This is a genomic window from Streptomyces griseobrunneus (genome assembly GCF_046713465.1).
Taxonomy (GTDB): domain Bacteria; phylum Actinomycetota; class Actinomycetes; order Streptomycetales; family Streptomycetaceae; genus Streptomyces; species Streptomyces microflavus.
Window position 1 is genome coordinate 2,148,857 of sequence record NZ_CP177080.1, and the last position, 14,633, is coordinate 2,163,489.

Consider the following 14,633-nt stretch of genomic DNA (forward strand, 5'->3'; position numbering starts at 1 on the left):
CGGCTTCGGCACGGGCGGGCCCCGCACCGCTCAACGGGCAGGACACCCTCGGCACGGGCCGGCCCCGCACCGCTGAACGGGCAGGACACCCTCGGCACGGGCGGGACGGCTTCGCACGGGTGGGGCCACCGCACCGCTGAAGGGGCGGTGCGCCCGTCGTGAATACGGGTGCACCGCCCCTTCAGGACGTGATCGGCCGGGATCAGCCCTCGGCGCCGAGCTTCTCCAGGATCAGCTCGCGCACACGCGCCGCGTCCGCCTGGCCGCGGGTGGCCTTCATGACCGCGCCGACGAGCGCGCCCGCCGCCGCGACCTTGCCGGCGCGGATCTTGTCCGCGATGGCCGCGTTGCCCGCGATGGCCTCGTCCACGGCCGTGGACAGCGCGCCCTCGTCCGAGACGACCTTCAGGCCGCGCTTCTCGACGACGGTGTCCGGGTCGCCCTCGCCCGCGAGGACACCCTCGAGGACCTGGCGGGCCAGCTTGTCGTTGAGGTCGCCCGCGGCTACGAGCGCGGCCACCCGGGCGACCTGCGCCGGGGTGATCGGGAGCTCGTCCAGGCCGCGGCCGGTCTCGTTGGCGTTACGGGCCAGCTCGCCCATCCACCACTTGCGGGCCTGGTCCGAGGGTGCGCCCGCCTCGGTCGTGGCGACGATCAGGTCGACCGCGCCCGCGTTGAGGATGGACTGCATGTCGTGGGCGTTGACACCCCACTCCTCCTTGAGCCGGGCGCGCCGCAGCCGGGGCAGCTCGGGGAGGCCCTTGCGGAGCTCCTCGACCCAGTCGCGGGCGGGTGCCACAGGCACCAGATCCGGCTCGGGGAAGTAGCGGTAGTCCTCGGCGTTGTCCTTGATGCGGCCTGCCGTGGTGGAGCCGTCCTCCTCGTGGAAGTGCCGGGTCTCCTGCACGATGGTGCCGCCCGAGGACAGCACGGCGGCGTGCCGCTGGACCTCGTAGCGCGCGGCCCGCTCGACGGAACGCAGCGAGTTCACGTTCTTCGTCTCGGAGCGGGTACCGAACGCCTCGCGGCCGTGCGGGCGCAGCGACAGGTTGACGTCGCAGCGCATCTGGCCCATCTCCATGCGCGCCTCGGAGACCCCGAGAGCCTTGATCAGCTCGCGGAGCTCGGCGACGTACGCCTTGGCGACCTCGGGGGCGCGGGCACCGGCTCCCTCGATCGGCTTGGTGACGATCTCGATGAGCGGGATGCCGGCCCGGTTGTAGTCGAGCAGGGAGTGGGACGCGCCGTGGATACGGCCGGTGGCACCGCCGACGTGCGTCGACTTGCCGGTGTCCTCCTCCATGTGGGCGCGCTCGATCTGCACCCGGAAGATCTCGCCGTCCTCCAGCTGGACGTCCAGATAGCCGTTGAAGGCGATCGGCTCGTCGTACTGGGAGGTCTGGAAGTTCTTCGGCATGTCCGGATAGAAGTAGTTCTTCCGGGCGAAGCGGCACCACTCGGCGATCTCGCAGTTGAGCGCGAGACCGATCTTGATGGCCGACTCCACGCCGATCTCGTTGACCACCGGCAGTGCGCCGGGCAGCCCGAGACAGACCGGACAGGTCTGGGAGTTGGCGTCCTGCTTCAGCTCCGTGGAGCAGCCGCAGAACATCTTGGTCTTGGTGCCGAGTTCGACATGGACTTCGAGGCCCATGACGGGGTCGTAGGACGCGAGCGCGTCCTCGTACGACACCAGGTCGGTGACAGTCACGGTGAAACTTTCCCTCTCAGCCCAGCAGGACGTCGTCGTCGCCCAGACGCTTCAGTTCGCGATAGAGGATCGCGAGTCCGGTGACGATGGCGGCCGCGGAGACGGCCGCGTCGACGAGACGCAGCACGTCGTTGTCGTTGCGGGCGAGCTTCGCCTGCTTGGCGACGCTGATCGCGCCGAACGCGGTACTGCCGAGCGCGACGTACAGCCCGGTCTTGGACTTCTTGAAGTTACTGGCCTTCTTTGCCATGGCACTCACAGCGACGGAGCCTCCTCAAGCAGCGGGTGCCCCCACTTTTCCACGAACGCGGCTTCGACGGCCGCTCCGACCTTGTAGAGCCGGTCGTCCTTCATGGCGGGGGCGATGATCTGCAGGCCGACCGGCAGACCGTCCTCGGGTGCCAGGCCGCAGGGGAGCGACATGGCGGAGTTGCCGGCCAGGTTGGTCGGGATCGTGCACAGGTCCGCGAGGTACATCGCCATCGGGTCGTCGGCGCGCTCGCCGATCGGGAAGGCGGTGGTCGGCGTCGTCGGGGAGACGATGACGTCGACCTGCTCGAAGGCCTTCTCGAAGTCCCGGGTGATGAGGGTGCGGACCTTCTGTGCCGAGCCGTAGTACGCGTCGTAGTAGCCGGAGCTGAGCGCGTACGTCCCCAGGATGATGCGGCGCTTGACCTCGTCGCCGAAGCCGGCCTCGCGGGTCAGCGCGGTGACCTCCTCGGCCGACTTCGTGCCGTCGTCGCCGACCCGCAGGCCGTAGCGCATGGCGTCGAAGCGGGCCAGGTTGGAGGAGCACTCGGACGGCGCGATCAGGTAGTACGCGGAGAGCGCCAGGTCGAAGGAGGGGCAGTCCAGCTCGACGACATCCGCGCCCAGCGACTTCAGCAGCTCGACCGACTCGTCGAAGCGCTGGAGGACGCCCGCCTGGTACCCCTCGCCGCGGAACTGCTTGACGACGCCGACGCGCATGCCCTGAACGGAGCCGTTGCGCGCGGCCTCGACGACCGGCGGGACCGGGGCGTCGATGGAGGTCGAGTCCAGCGGGTCGTGCCCGGCGATGGCCTCGTGGAGCAGCGCCGCGTCCAGGACCGTACGGGCGCAGGGCCCGCCCTGGTCCAGGGAGGACGAGAAGGCGACCATGCCGTAGCGGGAGACGCCGCCGTAGGTGGGCTTGACGCCGACGGTGCCGGTGACGGCGGCGGGCTGGCGGATCGAGCCGCCGGTGTCCGTGCCGATGGCGAGCGGTGCCTCGTAGGAGGCGAGGGCGGCGGAGGAGCCGCCGCCGGAGCCGCCGGGGATGCGGGTGAGGTCCCACGGGTTGCCGGTGGGACCGTAGGCGCTGTTCTCGGTGGAGGACCCCATGGCGAACTCGTCCATGTTGGTCTTGCCGAGGATGACGACGTCGGCGGCCCGCAGGCGCTGGGTGACCGTCGCGTCGTACGGCGGGACCCAGCCTTCGAGGATCTTGGAACCGACGGTGGTCGGCATGTCCTTGGTGGTGAAGATGTCCTTCAGCGCGAGCGGGACACCGGCCAGCGGGCCGAGCTTCTCGCCCGCCTCGCGCTTGGCGTCCACGGCACGGGCCTGGGCGAGCGCGCCCTCGCGGTCGATGTGCAGGAAGGCGTGGACCTTCTCGTCGACCGCGTCGATCCGGGCCAGGTGGGCCTCGGTGACCTCGACGGCCGTGAGCTCGCCGGAGGCGATCTTCGCGGCGATCTCGGCCGCGGTGAGCTTGATGATGGTGCTGATGTCCGTCATGGCGGTTAGTCCTCCCCCAGGATCTGCGGCACCTTGAAACGCTGCTGCTCCTGGGCCGGGGCGCCGGAGAGCGCCTGCGCGGGGGTGAGCGACGGACGGACCTCGTCCGCGCGCATGACGTTGGTCAGCGGCAGCGGGTGGGAGGTCGGCGGTACGTCTTGGTCGGCGACCTCGGAGACGCGGGCGACCGCGCCGATGATGTCGTCGAGCTGACCGGCGAAGTGATCGAGCTCTTCGCCCTTCAGCTCCAGACGCGCCAGCCGGGCGAGGTGGGCGACCTCCTCGCGCGTGATGCCAGGCATGCAGCGATCCTCAGGGGTTGGTGTGTGGTTTTGGCTGGGGGTCGGTGGCACATTTCCACCGTCCGTCCGGAGGACGGGCCGCGCGGCGTCTGGTGCGTGCGATCGCAAGGCGCCGGAGCGCCCTCGTGGCGGAGCCACGTGGGCGTTTCGGCAACGCGGCGAGCGTGCGTGCCAGGCGTCGGGCGGCAGGTGGAAATGTGCCACCGACCCCCAATCCTATGGGGTCCCCCGCGAGCGGGTGCCCCACCCCGATCGGCCCACCCCTTTCGGACGTTTTCGGTACGAGCCCGGGGCCGTGGCTCAGGCCGTCGCCGGACCCGAGACCGTACGCCCCTGGGTCGGGTGCTGCTCAGCGTCCGGCTTCCCGTTGGCCGCGGCGGCGGCCGCCTGCGCCGCCAGCTCCGCGGGGCGCCGCCAGCCGTGCTCGCCGCGCGCCCGCAGCCAGGCCGTCGTCTCCTGGGGCGGCATCGCGGCCGCCACCAGCCAGCCCTGCACCGCGTCGCACCGCAGGTCCCGCAGCCGCTCCCAGGTCTCGTCGTCCTCCACCCCTTCGGCGACGACGACCAGGCCGAGCGAGTGGGCCAGGTCGATCGTGCAGCGGACGATCTCCGCGTCCTCGTGGTCGACGGCGAGCCGGGCCACGAAGGAGCGGTCGATCTTCAGCTCGCTCACCGGCAGCCTGCGCAGGTGTACGAGGGAGGAGTAGCCGGTGCCGAAGTCGTCGAGGGACATCTTCACGCCGTGCGCCGTCAGCCCGGCCAGGGTGTCGGCGGCCCGCTGGGGGTCCTCCAGCAGGACGTGCTCGGTGATCTCCAGCTGGAGCGCCGCGGCCGGGACGCCGTGGCGGGCGAGCCGGGCCGCGACGCCGCCCGCGAAGCCCGGGGTGTGCACGTCGCGCGGGGACACGTTGACCGCGACCGGGACGAAGAGACCCTGCGCCCGCCACCGGGCGACCTGGGCCAGCGCCGTCTCCAGCACGTACTCCGTGAGGTGCGGCATCAGGCCGGACGACTCCGCGATGGCGATGAACTCGTCCGGGGGGACCCGGCCGCGCTCCGGATGCACCCAGCGCACCAGCGCCTCCAGACCGGCGACCTGCCCGTCGAAGCGGACCTTGGGCTGGTAGTGCAGCTCGACGTCGCCCGCGTCCAGCGCCCGGCGCAGATCGCCCAGGAGCCCGAGCCGGTCGGGGGTGTTGCTGTCCCGCTTCGACTCGTACACCTCCACGCCCGTCCGGTCCCGCTTGGCCTGGTACATCGCGACGTCCGCGCGGCGCAGCAGCCCCTCGGCGTCCAGCGCGTGGTCGGGGTAGACGGCGACCCCGGCACTGGCCTCCAGCACGAGGACCAGCCCGTCCAGGTCGAGCGGCGAGGACAGCTCGGCGACCAGGTGGCGGGCCACCCGCTGGGCGCTGGTGGTCGAGTCGGCCTGCGGCAGGAGTACGGCGAACTCGTCGCCGCCGAGCCGGGCCGCCTCGGCGCCGCACGGCAGGGCGAGGCGGAGGCGTTCCGCTATCTGGAGCAGCAGCCGGTCACCGGCGAGGTGGCCGAGGGTGTCGTTGACCGCGCGGAAGCGGTCGAGGTCGATCAGGACCAGCGCCGACCTGGTGCCCACGCTCTCGGCGTCCTCCAGCGCCGACCAGGCCCGTTCCAGCAGCCACTGGCGGTTGGGCAGACCGGTCAGCGGGTCGCGCAGCTGCTCCTCGGCGCGGGCCCGGGCGATCCAGAGCGTGGAGTCCAGGGCGATCAGCGGCACCGCGAAGAGCGGCAGCACGACCGGCATGGACATCGCGACGACACAGATCAGCGGGGCGAGACCGAGCAGGGCGACGGCGACGAGCCCCTGGCGCAGCAGGGCGGTGCGGGCGATGGTCGGCAGCCCGCCGTTCTGGGGCGCTCCCGCGTACCACAGCAGGACCCGGGTGACGAGCAGGTACGTCGACGCCGTCAGGAGCAGTTCCGGTACGGCGCCGATGCCCCAGTCGAGTGGCAGCCAGGGCCTCTCCACGGTCGGCACCTCGCCGAACGCGGCCAGCACGAGCGCCGCCGCCGCGATGCCGAGGATGTCCACCGCACCGTGCAGGAGCCCCTGCCACCAGCGGTGTCTGCGGGCGCTCCCGACGAGCACCACGACGACCAGGCTGACCAGACCCGCGGGCAGCCAGCCGAAGAGCAGCAGCACGGCGAGGGTGAGGGCGGCCCCGGATCCGGTGCCACCCCACCAGCGGTCGCGGCCCAGCGCGACCAGGTGGCCGACGATGATCCCGGTGAGCACGGCGAGCGACCAGCCCACGGCACCGTCCGGGAAGAGCGCGTGGCCGCTGCGCACCGTCAGGTAGAAGCCGGCCGCCAGGAGTAACGCGGCGGTCCCTATGACGCCGGCACCCACGGGGGACGTGAGGCCGACGAAACCTTGCAGCCGCGACACCGGGGCGGCGCTCTCGGTCGGTTTCATTCCGTCCCTCTCACAGCCGGCAGTGCCGAAGTCCCTCGGTGGCCCCCGCCCTCTTGCTCACACGGCCCCGGGAAGGCAGCCGTGCACGGCAGGCGCTACCCCTCAACAGTAGGCCGCGAAGGGCTTCCAGGGGCAGCGCTCTACAGCTCTTGCCGAAGGCGAACCGACTACCCGTCACCATCTGCTATGCGCCGAACGGGTGATACCTGTGGGCCGTTCGGGCTCCGGCCGACCCTTCTTCGCCCCTCTGCCCCGTTTCTTCCCCACCGGGGGCGCGCCACGCCGGGGCCGCGTCTCGAAGTCGTCTCGATAAGGCGAACAGTGCATGTCCGGGAGTGGCGGGCGGGTCGCGGGGGACGGGCGGGCCCACTCCCGGGCTACTCCACGGCTACTCCCGAGCCACTCCGGGGCTGCTTCCGGGCTACTCCGGGGCCGCTTCCGGCTCGGGTGCCGCCGGCTCCGGCACCGGCAGGGCCGCCTCCCGGGCGGCGTCGGGGCCCTGTTCGAGGAGGACGGCGAACCCGTCCTCGTCCAGCACGGGGACCTTCAGCTGCATGGCCTTGTCGTACTTGGAGCCGGGGTTGTCGCCGACGACCACGAACGCGGTCTTCTTCGACACCGATCCGGTGACCTTCGCCCCGAGGCTCTGGAGCGCCTCCTTCGCACCGTCCCTGGTGTAGGCGGTGAGGGTGCCGGTGACGACGACGGTGAGCCCTTCGAGGGGGCGGGGGCCCTGCTCCTCGTCCGCTCCTTCGTCGGCCATCCGGACCCCGGCCTCGCGCCACTTGCGCAGGATCTCGCGGTGCCAGTCCTCGGCGAACCACTGCTTGACGGAGGCCGCGATGATGGCCCCGACGCCGTCGGCGTCGGCCAGTTCCTCCTCGGTCGCCTCGTCGATGCGGTCGATGGAGCGGAACTGACGGGCCAGCTCCTGGGCGGCGACCGGACCGACGTGCCGGATGGAGAGCCCGGTGAGGATCCGGGCCAGCGGCGCCTCCTTCGCGGCGGCGATGCCCTCCAGCATGGCCACAGCGTTCTTCTTGGGCTCGCCCTGCTGGTTGGCGAAGACGGTCGCGATCTTCTCCTCACCGGTCTTCGGGTCGCGCTTGGGCAGACCGCTGTCCTGGTCCAGGACGTACGCCCGGATCGGCAGCAGCTGCTCGATGGTGAGGTCGAACAGGTCGCTCTCGTCCCGCAGGACGGGCTCGGCGGGCTCCAGGGGCCGGGTGAGAGCGGCGGCGGCCACATAGCCGAAGTGGTCGATGTCCAGACTCTTGCGCCCCGCGAGGTAGAAGACCCGCTCGCGCAACTGGGCGGGGCAGGTGCGGGCGTTGGGGCAGCGGAGGTCGATGTCGGCCTCCTTCATCGGGCGCAGCTCCGTACCGCACTCGGGGCAGTGGGCCGGCATCTCGAACGCCTTCTCGGTGCCGTCGCGCAGGTCGACGACGGGGCCGAGGATCTCCGGGATGACGTCGCCCGCCTTGCGGATGACCACGGTGTCGCCGATGAGGACGCCCTTGGCCTTGACCACGTTCTGGTTGTGGAGGGTGGCGAACTCGACCTCGGAACCGGCCACTTCGACCGGCTCGACCTGGGCGTACGGCGTGACGCGGCCGGTGCGGCCGACACCGACGCGGATGTTGACCAGCTTGGTGTTGACCTCTTCGGGGGCGTACTTCCAGGCGATGGCCCAGCGCGGGGCGCGCGAGGTGGAGCCCAGCCGTCCCTGGAGCGGGATCTCGTCGAGCTTGACGACGACCCCGTCGATCTCGTGCTCCACGGAGTGCCGGTGCTCACCGAAGTACGCGATGAACTCCCGTACGCCTGCGAGGGAGTCGACGACCTTGTTGTGCTGGGCGGTGGGCAGGCCCCAGGAGTGGAGGAGTTCGTAGGCCTGGGAGAGGCGGTCGATGGTGAGGCCCTCGTGGGCGCCGATGCCGTGCACCACCATGTGGAGCGGACGGGTTGCGGTGATCTTCGGGTCCTTCTGGCGCAGCGAACCGGCCGCCGCGTTGCGCGGGTTGGCGAACGGCTTGTCGTCGGCGGCCACCAGCCGGGCGTTCAGCTCCTCGAAGGCCTCCATCGGGAAGAAGACCTCGCCCCGGATCTCGACCAGGGCGGGAATGCCGTCGCCCTTCAGGCGGTGCGGGATCTCCGCGATGGTCCGGACGTTGGGGGTGATGTCCTCGCCGGTACGGCCGTCGCCCCGGGTCGCCGCGCGGGTCAGCCGGCCGTGCTCGTAGGTGAGGTTGACGGCGAGGCCGTCCACCTTGAGCTCGCAGAGGAAGTGGTGGTCGGGCGTGCCGACGTCCTTGGCGACTCGCTCGGCCCAGGCGGCCAGCTCCTCGTCGTCGAAGGCGTTGTCCAGGGAGAGCATGCGCTCGCGGTGCTCGACGGAGGTGAACTCCGTGCGGTAGGGCCCTGCCACCTTCTGGGTCGGGGAGTCCGGTGTGCGCAGCGCCGGGTGCTGCTCCTCCAGTGCCTCCAGCGCACGCATCTGCCGGTCGAAGTCGGCGTCGCTGACGACCGGCTGGTCCTTCACGTAATACCGGAAGCGGTGCTCCTCGACCTTCTCGGCCAGCAGCGCGTGCTCCTCCCGCACGTCCGCCGGAACCGAGCTCTCCTGCTCCACCCGCTGTTCGCCGGCCATCGTCCCGTCCTCCCGTTTGCCCGTCGTCCCCGTCACTCAGGGTTGTCTGCGAGCGACCTCGCCGCCCGGGCGCTGTGGGCGAGCGCGGTGCGGGCGTATGCGGGCGACGCACCCGCGAGACCGCACGACGGGGTGATCGCGACGGACTCGGCGAGAGTCCCCGGATTCAGCCCCAGCCTGCTCCACAGCGTCCTGACCCCCATGACGCTACCGCCCGGGTCTGACAATGCCGTCGTTGCCGCGTCGGTGGAGGGCACCACGCCCAGGAACAACTGGGTACCGCCTTCGACCGCTTCTCCGATCGTCTCCTCCTCACGCTCCGTGAGGAGGGAGAAGTCGAACGAGATTCCGTCCACCCCGGCCCGGCGCAGCAGCGCGAAGGGCACTTCGGGGGCGCAGGAGTGGACGATCGTGGTCCCGTCCTCGCCCGCGACGGCGAGGACGTCGCGCAGGGCCGACTCGACGACCTGGCGGTCGACGGCCCGGTAGGTGCGGTAGCCGCTGGCGGAGCGGACCCGGCCCAGCAGGACGGCGGTCAGGGAGGGCTCGTCCAGTTGGAGGACCACCTCGGCCCCGGGCATCCGGCGCCGCACCTCGGCGAGGTGGGAGCGGAGCCCCTCGGCCAGTGATCCGGCCAGGTCGCGGCAGGCCCCGGGGTCGCCGAGCATCGCCTCGCCGCCGCGCAGTTCCAGACCCGCGGCCAGCGTCCACGGGCCGACGGCCTGGACCTTGAGCAGGCCCTCGTACCCCTGGGTGAACTCCTCCAGGGCGTCCAGGTCCTCCCCCAGCCAGGAGCGGGCGCGCCGGGTGTCGCGGCCGGGCCGGTCGCTGATCCGCCAGCCGCTCGGCTCGACGTGGCCGTACATCTCGACGAGCATGCCGATGGTCCGGCCGATCATGTCCGCGCCAGGCCCGCGGGCGGGCAGTTCCGCCAGGTACGGCATGCCCTGGCCGTCGACGAAGGAGCCGGTGACGGTCTTCGCCGCCTCCCTCGCGTCTCCGCCGGGCATCGACCCGATCCCGGTCGCCGGGCACCCGCTCAACTTGCTCTTCTCGCTCACGCCGGAAGCCTACGGTCCCCCGCGTGCGCTCGGCGTACGCGGGGCGCCGGGGTCAGCGGCCGGGAACGGCTTCCGGGGTCAGCGGCCGGGGCGGACGGTGAGGTCGTTCACCTCGGCGTCGCGCGGCAGGTCGATCGCCATCAGGATCGTGGTGGCCACCGACTCGGGGTCGATCCACTGAGCGGCGTCGTACTCCTTGCCCTCCTGCTGGTGCACCTTGGCCTGCATGGGGCTGGCGGTGCGCCCGGGGTAGACGGAGGTGACACGCACCCCGTTGCCGTGCTCCTCGTGGCGCAGCGAGTCGGCGAGCGCCTTGAGGCCGTGCTTGCTCGCGGCGTACGCGCTCCATCCGGCGTGGGCGGCGAGCCCGGCGCCGGAGTTCACGAACAGGACGTGGCCCTGGGCGGCGCGGAGCTGCGGGACGAGGAGGCGGGTGATCTCGGCGGGGGCGATCAGGTTGGCGTTGAGCTGGAAGTGCCAGGACTTGGGGGTGAGCTCCCCCACCGCGCCGAGCTCGACGACGCCCGCGATGTGCAGCAGGGTGTCGACCCGCTCGGGCATGGGCTGCTGGCCGAACGCCCAGGAGAGCCGGTCGGGGTTGGAGAGGTCGCCGACGAGCGTCCGCGCACCCGGGTAGCGGTCGGCGAACTCCTTGGCGCGGCCGGCGTCGCGGGCGAGCAGGACGAGGTCGTCGCCGCGCTCCAGGAGACGGCGGGCGACAGCGGCCCCGATGCCGGAACCGGCGCCGGTGATGAGGTGGGTAGGCATGGGGCGATCCTAGGGGGAGCCGTGATCACTGGAGTCCGGCGGACTCCTCCAGGTACGCCAGTGCGCCGACGCCGTCCTTGGCGAAGAAGACCAGGTCGGTCAGGGGCACCGGGAGGAACCCCTCGTCCTCCATCCGCTGGAACTGCTCGCGCAGCCCGTCGTAGAAGCCCGCCGTGTTGAGCAGGACGACCGGCTTGGTGTGCTTGCCGTGCTTCTTCAGCTCCAGGATCTCGGTGGCCTCGTCCAGCGTCCCGGTCCCGCCGACCATGATCACGATCGCGTCCGACTTCTCCAGGAGGAGGGCCTTTCGCTCGGCGAGATCACGGGCGATCACCATCTCGTCGGCGTTCTCCCTGGCGCTCGCGGCGAGGAAGTCGACCGAGACCCCCACGAGCCGCCCGCCCGCCGCCTGCACGCCGTCCGCGACGACCTTCATCAGGCCACTCTCCGAACCGCCCCAGACCAGGGTGTGCCCGCCTCTGCCGAGCAGTTCGGCGAACTCCCGGGCGGGCACGGTGTAGCGGTCGTCGAGGTCGGCGGCGGAGAGGAAGACGCAGATGTTCATGGAGCCACCGTACGACCCGCCTCGGACACTCCCCCGTTCCGGTGAGGATTCCGGTCAACGGGGGCGGGCGGGGAAGATTCCCGGCCCGTACGCCGCTGAGAGAGGCATGACTTCCACCCGAGGACACCACATCACCGTCGAGCCGGGCGCCGTGCACGTCAGGGCGGTCCACGCGGGCCAGGTGCTGGCCGAGAGCCGCCGCCCCCTCGTACTGCGCGAGACGGGCTGTCCGGACCGTTACTACCTGCCGCCCGAGGACGTCCGCACCGAGCTGCTCACCCCTTCGGACACCAGCACCCACTGCCCGTTCAAGGGGGACGCCTCCTACTGGTCGCTCCCCGGCGCCGCCGATCTCGTGTGGGCCTACCCGGACCCGAAGCCCGAAGTCGCCGCCGTCAAGGACCACTTCTGCTTCTACGAGACGGAGACCGTGACCGGCTGACCTGCGGCCGGCGAGCTTCCCGGAAGTTTCTGCCGTCCGTGCGATGAGTTTCGCGGCCCGCCCCGGTCTCTCCTCCCATGGACAGGATTCTCTCCGCCGACGGCACACCGATCGCCTACCGCCGCCAGGGCGAGGGGCCACCGCTGGTGCTGGTCGGCGGGGCGCTGAGCACCGCGGCGACCGACGCGCCCCTGGCGGCGCTGCTGGCGCCGCGCTTCACCGTGGTCACCTACGACCGCCGGGGCCGCGGCGCCGGCGGTGACGCCGGGCACGGGGGCGCGGGGGCCGTCCGCGTGCGCCGGGAGATCGAGGACCTGAACGCCGTCGTGGCCGCGGCGGGGCCCGGCGCCTGCGTCTTCGGGATGTCCTCCGGCGGGGCGCTGGCCCTGGAGGCGGCCGCCGCCGGGCTCCCCGTCGACCTGCTCGCCGTCTACGAGCCGCCCTACACCCCCGGCGCCTCCGGCCTCCTCTTCAAGGCCCGCTGCACGGCCCGGCTGCACCGGCTGCTGGCGGACGGGGACCGGGCCGGGGCGGTGGAGCTGTTCCTGACCGCGACGGGCGTCGACGCGGCGACGGTGGCCCGGATGCGGCGCGCGCCCCTGTGGCCGGGCCTGGAGGCGCTGGCGCACACGCTGGCGTACGACGACGCGCTGCTGGGCAACGGGGCGGTCCCGGTCGCGCGGTTCGCCTCGGTCACCGCACGCACGCTGGTGGTCTGCGGCGGCTTCAGCTCGGCCCGGGCCCGGGCGTCCACCAGGACCCTGGCCGAGGCCCTGCCCCGCGCCCGGCACCGCACACTGACGGGCCAGATGCGCGAGGTGGCGCCGCAGGTGATCGCCCCGGTGCTGGCGGACTTCTTCGCCCGGGACGTGTACGTACACCAGGCGTCGTGAGGCGGGGCCCCGCCGTCTGCGTACGCCAGGCGTCGTGAGCCGGGGACCCGTCAGCTGCGTACGTCAGGCGTCGTGAGCCGGGGTGTCAGGCCCCTGAGGAGACCCGCTCGCGGCGGACCGTCGTCGCGATGGTGGCCGAGCCGACGACCCGGCTGCCGTCGTACAGCACGACCGCCTGGCCGGGGGCGACACCCCGTACCGGCTCGGTGAAGGTGACGTTCAGCTCGCCGTCCACCAGCTCGGCCGTGACCTCGGTCTCGCCGCCGTGGGCGCGGAGCTGGGCGGTGTACGTTCCCGGGCCGGCCGGAGGCGTTCCGCACCAGCGGGGCTTGATGGCGGTCAGGGAGGTCACGTCGAGGGCCTCGACGGGGCCCACGGTGACGGTGTTGTTCACCGGGGAGATGTCCAGCACGTAGCGCGGCTTACCGTCGGCGGCGGGGTGGCCGATCTTCAGGCCCTTGCGCTGGCCGATGGTGAAGCCGAACGCACCGTCGTGGGTGCCCAGCTTCGAGCCGGACTCGTCGAGGATGTCGCCCTCGGCCGGGCCGCCGAGGCGGTTCGCCAGGAAGCCCTGGGTGTCGCCGTCGGCAATGAAGCAGATGTCGTGGCTGTCGGGCTTCTTGGCCACGGCGAGGCCCCGGCGCTCGGCCTCGGCGCGGATCTCGTCCTTGGTGGTGAGCGTGTCGCCGAGCGGGAACATGGCGTGGGCGAGCTGCTTCTCGTCCAGGACGCCCAGCACATAGCTCTGGTCCTTGGCCATGTCGGAGGCCCGGTGCAGCTCGCGGCTGCCGTCCTCGGCGAGCACGACCGTGGCGTAGTGGCCGGTGCAGACGGCGTCGAAGCCGAGGGCGAGGGCCTTGTCGAGCAGCGCGGCGAACTTGATCTTCTCGTTGCAGCGGAGGCACGGGTTGGGCGTGCGCCCGGCCTCGTACTCCGCGACGAAGTCCTCCACGACGTCCTCGCGGAAGCGTTCCGCGAGGTCCCAGACGTAGAACGGGATTCCGATGACGTCGGCCGCGCGGCGGGCGTCCCGGGAGTCCTCGATGGTGCAACAGCCGCGCGCCCCGGTCCGGAAGGACTGGGGGTTCGCGGAGAGGGCGAGGTGGACACCGGTCACGTCGTGGCCCGCCTCGGCGGCACGGGCCGCGGCGACGGCGGAGTCCACGCCGCCCGACATCGCGGCGAGGACACGCAGGGGGCGCTGGGAGGTCTGAGTCATAGCCCCTCCAGGGTACGGGTCGCCGGGAACCGAACGCTCGCGGATATACGTTCACGATCACATGGGGAACAACGGGAGCACCCGGGCGTCGCGAAAGCCGTCACGGAAGAAGCCCGCCGGCGGCGTCAGCCGGCGCGCGCTGCTGATCGGTGGCGGTGCGGTGGTGGCGGCCGGCACCGTCGCCGTGCTCACGCGCGACGAGGTGAGGCGGGCGTGGTGGCGGGTGCCCGGCGTGGAGAAGCCGCGCAAGGCCGGTGAGCTGGACTACGCGAGCGCCACCTGGGTCGCCGCGTCCGAGGCGAACTGGCGGCGGGCGGACCGCCCGGGCGACTTCGGGATCGACCGGGTGATCATCCACGTCACCCAGGGCAGCTTCGACAGCGCGGTGCGGGTCTTCCAGGACCCCGCCCACCGGGCCGCCACGCACTACATCGTGGGCCAGGACGGGCGGGTGGTGCAGATGATCCGCGAGCTGGACGTGGCGTACCAGGCGGGCAACCGCTCCTTCAACGAGCGCGCCGTCGGCATCGAGCACGAGGGGTTCGTGGACCGGCCGAAGGACCTCACCAAGGCGATGTACGAGTCCTCGGCACGGCTCACGGCGTCGATCTGCGCGCGGTACGGCATACCCATCGACCGGGAGCACATCATCGGGCACGTGGAGGTGCCGGGCACCGACCACACCGACCCGGGGCCGCACTGGGACTGGGACCGCTATCTGAAACTGGTGCGGCGGGCGGCGACGGCACCGCCCACCCCCGCACCCTCGTCCACAGCCACGGCTTCCGCGTCGGCGAAGGCGGAGTAGCG

General features: G+C 72.0%; 13 protein-coding genes. 3 read left to right on the forward strand and 10 right to left on the reverse strand.

Annotated elements, in window-relative coordinates:
* Window positions 1–202: 202 nt before the first annotated feature.
* The 9 genes from gatB to ACK8N7_RS09425 form a co-directional block, all read right to left on the reverse strand.
* Window positions 203–1,711 (reverse strand): Asp-tRNA(Asn)/Glu-tRNA(Gln) amidotransferase subunit GatB, encoded by a 1,509-nt coding sequence (gene gatB / locus ACK8N7_RS09385; RefSeq protein WP_403214936.1) that lies wholly within the window; start codon window positions 1,709–1,711, stop codon window positions 203–205.
* A 16-nt stretch (window positions 1,712–1,727) separates the two neighbouring features.
* The gene (locus ACK8N7_RS09390) at window positions 1,728–1,961 is read right to left on the reverse strand and encodes a hypothetical protein (protein WP_018509752.1); all 234 of its coding nucleotides are present in this window, start codon (window positions 1,959–1,961) and stop codon (window positions 1,728–1,730) included.
* 5 nt (window positions 1,962–1,966) lie between these two features.
* The gene (gatA, locus tag ACK8N7_RS09395) at window positions 1,967–3,469 is read right to left on the reverse strand and encodes an Asp-tRNA(Asn)/Glu-tRNA(Gln) amidotransferase subunit GatA (RefSeq protein ID WP_015611558.1); all 1,503 of its coding nucleotides are present in this window, start codon (window positions 3,467–3,469) and stop codon (window positions 1,967–1,969) included.
* A 5-nt stretch (window positions 3,470–3,474) separates the two neighbouring features.
* The gene (gene gatC / locus ACK8N7_RS09400) at window positions 3,475–3,771 is read right to left on the reverse strand and encodes an Asp-tRNA(Asn)/Glu-tRNA(Gln) amidotransferase subunit GatC (protein ID WP_003966094.1); all 297 of its coding nucleotides are present in this window, start codon (window positions 3,769–3,771) and stop codon (window positions 3,475–3,477) included.
* A 300-nt stretch (window positions 3,772–4,071) separates the two neighbouring features.
* Complete coding sequence (locus tag ACK8N7_RS09405) at window positions 4,072–6,225, reverse strand: putative bifunctional diguanylate cyclase/phosphodiesterase (protein WP_403214934.1); 2,154 nt, start codon at window positions 6,223–6,225, stop codon at window positions 4,072–4,074.
* Between the two features lie 421 nt (window positions 6,226–6,646).
* A complete protein-coding gene (gene ligA, locus ACK8N7_RS09410) occupies window positions 6,647–8,875 on the reverse strand; it encodes an NAD-dependent DNA ligase LigA (protein WP_403214932.1) in 2,229 nt (742 codons plus the stop codon).
* Between the two features lie 32 nt (window positions 8,876–8,907).
* A complete protein-coding gene (locus tag ACK8N7_RS09415) occupies window positions 8,908–9,936 on the reverse strand; it encodes a methionine synthase (RefSeq protein ID WP_500441868.1) in 1,029 nt (342 codons plus the stop codon).
* Window positions 9,937–10,014: 78 nt separating this feature from the next.
* Window positions 10,015–10,704 (reverse strand): SDR family oxidoreductase, encoded by a 690-nt coding sequence (locus ACK8N7_RS09420; RefSeq protein ID WP_403214928.1) that lies wholly within the window; start codon window positions 10,702–10,704, stop codon window positions 10,015–10,017.
* A 25-nt stretch (window positions 10,705–10,729) separates the two neighbouring features.
* On the reverse strand, window positions 10,730–11,269 hold the full coding sequence (locus ACK8N7_RS09425; protein ID WP_403214926.1) for an LOG family protein: 540 nt from the start codon (window positions 11,267–11,269) through the stop codon (window positions 10,730–10,732).
* A gap of 106 nt (window positions 11,270–11,375) precedes the next feature.
* Here ACK8N7_RS09425 and ACK8N7_RS09430 point away from each other — a divergent pair, with 106 nt between their 5' ends.
* Together ACK8N7_RS09430 and ACK8N7_RS09435 are read left to right on the forward strand one after the other, a co-directional pair.
* Window positions 11,376–11,711 carry a DUF427 domain-containing protein gene (locus tag ACK8N7_RS09430; protein WP_403214924.1) on the forward strand — a complete coding sequence of 112 codons (336 nt, stop codon included), beginning with the start codon at window positions 11,376–11,378 and terminating at the stop codon, window positions 11,709–11,711.
* A 77-nt stretch (window positions 11,712–11,788) separates the two neighbouring features.
* Entirely contained in the window at window positions 11,789–12,604 is an 816-nt protein-coding gene (locus tag ACK8N7_RS09435; RefSeq protein ID WP_403214922.1) for an alpha/beta fold hydrolase, read from the forward strand.
* An 85-nt stretch (window positions 12,605–12,689) separates the two neighbouring features.
* On the opposite strand, the gene mnmA is transcribed toward ACK8N7_RS09435, so the two are convergent.
* A complete protein-coding gene (mnmA, locus tag ACK8N7_RS09440) occupies window positions 12,690–13,823 on the reverse strand; it encodes a tRNA 2-thiouridine(34) synthase MnmA (RefSeq protein WP_403214920.1) in 1,134 nt (377 codons plus the stop codon).
* A 61-nt stretch (window positions 13,824–13,884) separates the two neighbouring features.
* On the opposite strand from mnmA, the gene ACK8N7_RS09445 reads away from it, so the two are divergent.
* Window positions 13,885–14,631, forward strand: coding sequence for an N-acetylmuramoyl-L-alanine amidase (locus ACK8N7_RS09445; RefSeq protein WP_500441871.1), 747 nt, complete (start codon window positions 13,885–13,887; stop codon window positions 14,629–14,631).
* The last annotated feature ends 2 nt before the right edge of the window (window positions 14,632–14,633 follow it).